6 protein-coding genes are annotated in these 4,435 nt (G+C 50.1%); 4 read left to right on the forward strand and 2 right to left on the reverse strand.

All coding sequences use genetic code 11. The features are described from left to right. Positions 1–135: 135 nt before the first annotated feature. Positions 136–774, reverse strand: coding sequence for an NAD(P)H-binding protein (locus tag lacNas_RS10115; RefSeq protein WP_201330806.1), 639 nt, complete (start codon positions 772–774; stop codon positions 136–138). Between the two features lie 80 nt (positions 775–854). Continuing rightward, positions 855–1,769 (reverse strand): LysR family transcriptional regulator, encoded by a 915-nt coding sequence (locus lacNas_RS10120; protein WP_201330807.1) that lies wholly within the window; start codon positions 1,767–1,769, stop codon positions 855–857. A gap of 118 nt (positions 1,770–1,887) precedes the next feature. Between lacNas_RS10120 and lacNas_RS10125 the strand changes: the two genes are divergently transcribed. The 4 genes from lacNas_RS10125 to lacNas_RS10140 all read left to right on the forward strand — a co-directional run bounded on the left by lacNas_RS10125 (position 1,888) and on the right by lacNas_RS10140 (position 4,215). Continuing rightward, a complete protein-coding gene (locus tag lacNas_RS10125; RefSeq protein WP_201330808.1) occupies positions 1,888–2,115 on the forward strand; it encodes a hypothetical protein in 228 nt (75 codons plus the stop codon). A gap of 21 nt (positions 2,116–2,136) precedes the next feature. Then, positions 2,137–3,129, forward strand: coding sequence for an alpha/beta hydrolase (locus lacNas_RS10130; protein WP_201330811.1), 993 nt, complete (start codon positions 2,137–2,139; stop codon positions 3,127–3,129). Between the two features lie 172 nt (positions 3,130–3,301). Next, positions 3,302–3,631: a cyclophilin-like fold protein gene (locus lacNas_RS10135; protein ID WP_201330809.1), complete on the forward strand. Its 330-nt coding sequence runs from the start codon at positions 3,302–3,304 to the stop codon at positions 3,629–3,631. 29 nt (positions 3,632–3,660) lie between these two features. Further along, a complete protein-coding gene (locus lacNas_RS10140) occupies positions 3,661–4,215 on the forward strand; it encodes a DapH/DapD/GlmU-related protein (protein WP_201330810.1) in 555 nt (184 codons plus the stop codon). Positions 4,216–4,435: the final 220 nt, after the last annotated feature.

Below are 4,435 nucleotides of genomic sequence, written 5' to 3' on the forward strand. Positions count from 1 at the left end.
CGCCGCCAGCAGCGGGCGGACGGTTCTGTCGATTTCCCACCGCCGCGGAGCCCATGACGGCCGTCTCATCAAGCTTTAAAAAAGTAGCGATACAACAAAAACCCCTCTGGCAAATGCCAGAGGGGTTGCTTATTTTTAAATTTCAGCGATAGCGTCATCGATTGGGGTGTCGCCGCCGATCATTTTGATCAGCTTCTTATATGTATTCTTCTTGTCCAAGACGCCGGCAAGAACCGCGGCTACGTCTGGAATCGGGTTTGGCCCGGAATGTTCCGGATTCAGCTGGATTTTGTCAGTTGCCGGCTTTTCCTCCAAAACGCCGGGAGCCACGATGGTGTAATCCAAATTCGTGTTGTTGATCAGCCACTCGTCTGAGAAGAACTTGGCGATGTCATAATCAATGATGCCGCTCAAGGACGGTTCTTCCTGCCACTTGTCCGGCTCGGTCGCAAAAATCGAGCTCAGCTGAATGTAGCGCTTGACCCCGGCCTTTTCGCTGGCCTGCATCAGCTTGACTGCGCCAAAGGCGTCGGTCTGCAGCAGGTCTTTTCCCCGGGATCCCGCCAAAAAGTAGACAGCGTCCATTCCTTTGACCTGGCTGGCCAGGTCTGAGACGCTCTCGTGCAGGTCAAGCGTAAACGCAGTGACCCCCGGCAGCTTGACGATTGAATCCTTGTGCCGCGAGCCGGCATACACCTCGTGACCTTCTTTGACCAGGTTCTCAATCACGGCAGCAGCCACCCGGCCGCTTCCTCCAGCAATAAATACCTTCATCAGCATTTCCTCCTGTTATTTTACTTGTTAAACGTATGATAACATCTACTAAAAAAATAACAAGCAATTGCACTCGGCAGCTAGAAGCTGATGGTTCCTGGCTTGATTTCCTTGCCTTTCTGTCCGAAGTCCTGCTGAATCTTCTTCAAGAAGCGTTCAGCGATTGGGGAGAAGGTCTGGTATTTTTTCCAAACAAGATACAGGTTGGTCTCCAGTTTCGGCGTCAATGGCCGGAAGACCATCCCGCTTTCCGGAGAGGTATCGACCAGCTTGTCAAATGACAAGAGGTAGCCCAGGTGTTCTTTGGCAAAAACGGAGGCATTGTAAACCAGGCCAAAAGACCCTTCCAGGTGAAGGTCTTCCATTTTGTCCTTGGCCCAGCGGGGAATGTCGTTTTTCCAGCCCTGGCCTGAGCAGAAAAGCGGCAGGCCGACCAGGTCGTCAACGGTGATGGCTTCTTTCTGCGCCAGGGGAACGTCTGCCGGCATGATGACGCCCCAGGTGTCAGTCTTCGGAAAAATCAGCGATTCATACTTGTTGATGTCGGGCATTTCCGCCAGGACGACAAAGTCCAGGATGCCCTTGTCCAGTTTTTCGGCCACTTGCGAAGTGTCGCCGCTGGTGATGTGGTAGCGCAAGTCAGGGTAGAGCTGCTTGAAAGAGTTGATCTCCCGGGCCAGGAAGCTGATCTGGTAAGATTCGGCCAGGCCAAAGTAAAGGTCGCCGCCTGTGATGTCATCCAAGGTCAAAAATTCTTGTTCAATCTTGTCAGCCATGGATACCAGGTCTTCAGCCCGGTTTCGCAAAAGAAATCCCTCGTCGGTCAGCTTGATGCTGAAGGACTGTCTGGTAAAAAGCTTCTGTCCCAGTTCATCCTCCAAGGATTTGATCGCCTTGGACAGGGTTGGTTGGGTGACGTGCAGACTCTCGGCCGCCCGGGTCATGTTCTCGTCTCTGGCCACTGCCAGAAAATAGCGTAAGGTCCGTATTTCCATAATTTCCTCCCATCATTCTAAAAAGGAATATCATGTCATAGATTATAACCATTAGCACATAAGACTGCAAGGAAATATACTAATAATCAAGCAAGGCAGAAAAGCAAGGAGGTGCGGGATGGACTTGCCAGCAATCAAGCAAAATCTGGCTGACGCGGGCTGTGATAAAGCCCTGGCCGAGGAAATTAGCAAAATGTGGGCCGGTGGACAGTATGATGACGCTCTGCTGAAAATGAAGCTGGCCAGATGTCACGCATTGTGCGATCTGCATGCAAGCAGCCGCAGGGTCGATCTGCTGGATTTTCTGATCCGGAAGACTGAAAAAGAAATCAAGCTGAAAAAATAGCAAATGGAGGCAATAAACATGATGCAAACAGAAAAACTTAACCTGACTCAAGAATGGGACAAGGTCTTTCCTAAGAGCGACAAAGTTGACCATCAAAAGGTAACATTCATCAACCACTTCGGCATTACTTTGGCAGCCGACATGTACACGCCAAAGGATGCAGCAGGCAAACTGCCAGCCATCGCCGTTGCCGGTCCTTTTGGGGCGGTCAAGGAACAATCAAGCGGCCTTTACGCTCAAGAAATGGCTGAAAGAGGCTTTTTAGCAATCGCTTTTGACCCGTCATACACTGGCGAATCAGGCGGCAGTCCAAGAGGGATCAACAGCCCGGACATCAACGTCGAAGACTTCCAGGCAGCGGTTGACTTTTTGTCAGTACAGGACAATGTTGACCCAGAAAGAATCGGGATCATCGGGATCTGCGGCTGGGGCGGCATGGCTCTGCAGACGGCTTCAATCGACACCAGAATCAAGGCAACCGTAACCTCAACCATGTATGACATGTCCAGAGTGACTGGCAACGGCTACTTTGACGCCAATGACAATGAAGAAGCCCGCCACAAGATGAGAGTGGCCTTGAATGAGCAGAGAACTGCCGACTACAAGGCCGGCAGCTATGCCAAGGCCGGCGGGGTAGTTGACCCAGTTCCAGAAGATGCTCCGCAATTCGTCAAGGACTACCACGCTTACTACAAGACTCCGCGCGGCTACCACAAGCGCAGCGTCAACTCCAATGAAGGCTGGAACGTGACGACTTCAACTTCACTTTTGAACACGCGCCTGTTTACCTACTCAAACGAAATCAGAAATGCCGTTTTGATGATTCACGGCGACAAGGCCCACTCATGCTACTTTTCAAAAGATGCTTATGCCAACATGATTAAGGACAGCAAGTACACCGACAACAAGGAACTGCTCTTGATCCCGGGGGCAAGTCACACGGACCTTTACGACCAAAAGGACATTATTCCTTTTGACAAGATCCAATCATTCTTTGACAAGTACCTGAACTAGGCCAGAGATGAAAAAGCGGGCTAAGCAGCTGAAAAGTCTGCTGGTTGTTAGTGCTTCTCTTTTCCTGCTGACCGCCTGCGGCACAAGTAACAGCCAGAAGCAGAGCAGCCGGAGCCAGAAATCAGCAAGCACTTCAACAGTAAGGACCAGTTCAGCCAGACAAGGAGCAAAAATGCATTTGTATATCGGAAATAAGGAAGTTCCAGTCAAATGGGAAAACAATGACTCAGTTACCGCACTAAAGAAGCTGCTTCCCCTGACTATCAGCATGTCGAAGTTTGGCGGCTTTGAGCAAGTAGGGAGTCTGGGCCATAAGATCGTCAGCAACGATCGGCAGACCAAGACAAAGCCAGGCGACATCGTATTGTATTCGAGCCGGCAACTGGTCATGTTTTATGGCACTAATTCTTGGGCGTACACGCGCTTGGGCCATCTCGACTTGAGCAAGGAGGAAATCCGTGATCTGCTGGATCGGAACAATGTTACCGTAACCCTTAAATAGCAGGGATTACGATGATTTTGAGGTAAAAAATGAAGCTGGAAGATTTTTTAGCATACGTAAACAGCGGCAATAGAATTGCTAATCCTTCACCGGAACTGGCATACAGCTCATATTTAACGCAAGAAGCCTTGGAGGTAACGATGGAGCTGAATAATGCTTATCACACCCCCGAAGAGGTGCAGGACTTGTTTGCCAAACTGACGAGTAGCAAGGTCAATCGCAGCTTGTCTTTGGTACCACCATTTTATACGGATTGCGGAAAGAACATCCATGTTGGAAAAAACGTGTTCATCAATACTGGCTGCACTATCCAGGACCAGGGCGGAGTCTATATTGGGGACGGTGCATTGATTATCGCGACTTTGAATCATGTTCAAGATCCCGCCAAAAGAGGGGAGCTGCTGCCAGCAGCAGTGCATATTGGCAAAAGGGTTTGGCTTGGCGCTAACGTCACTGTTTTGCCAGGCGTCACGATTGGTGATGGAGCGATTATCGCGGCTGGTGCAGTAGTGACAAAAGATGTTCCAGCCAGAACAATCGCGGCAGGTGTCCCGGCGCGCGTAGTGAAAGAAATAACTGAATAGAGGAGAGCAGCATTCTTGTTGAAAGGGGGATGCTGCTTTTTCTACTGCTGCAAAAAATGTGTGCAATGTAGCCAAATAGTAATTTTTGACTACGTATGTCCAAAGACATGGATACAGACATTTTTCTTATTGCCGTCATCACCGGTATTCCGATATCCCAACAAGGGGGTAACCGCATTGACCAGCGCAGGTACCGAAGCACCACTCTTGCAACTTCATG

The organism is Lactobacillus nasalidis, from assembly GCF_016587775.1.
Lineage (GTDB): Bacteria > Bacillota > Bacilli > Lactobacillales > Lactobacillaceae > Lactobacillus > Lactobacillus nasalidis.

What these genes read in the sequence shown, in the direction of transcription:
- lacNas_RS10115 (WP_201330806.1), bottom strand. Translation starts at nt 774, where the DNA reads ATGAAGGTATTTATTGCTGGAGGAAGCGGCCGGGTGGCTGCTGCCGTG.
- lacNas_RS10120 (WP_201330807.1), bottom strand. Translation starts at nt 1,769, where the DNA reads ATGGAAATACGGACCTTACGCTATTTTCTGGCAGTGGCCAGAGACGAG.
- lacNas_RS10125 (WP_201330808.1), top strand. Translation starts at nt 1,888, where the DNA reads ATGGACTTGCCAGCAATCAAGCAAAATCTGGCTGACGCGGGCTGTGAT.
- lacNas_RS10130 (WP_201330811.1), top strand. Translation starts at nt 2,137, where the DNA reads ATGCAAACAGAAAAACTTAACCTGACTCAAGAATGGGACAAGGTCTTT.
- lacNas_RS10135 (WP_201330809.1), top strand. Translation starts at nt 3,302, where the DNA reads ATGCATTTGTATATCGGAAATAAGGAAGTTCCAGTCAAATGGGAAAAC.
- lacNas_RS10140 (WP_201330810.1), top strand. Translation starts at nt 3,661, where the DNA reads ATGAAGCTGGAAGATTTTTTAGCATACGTAAACAGCGGCAATAGAATT.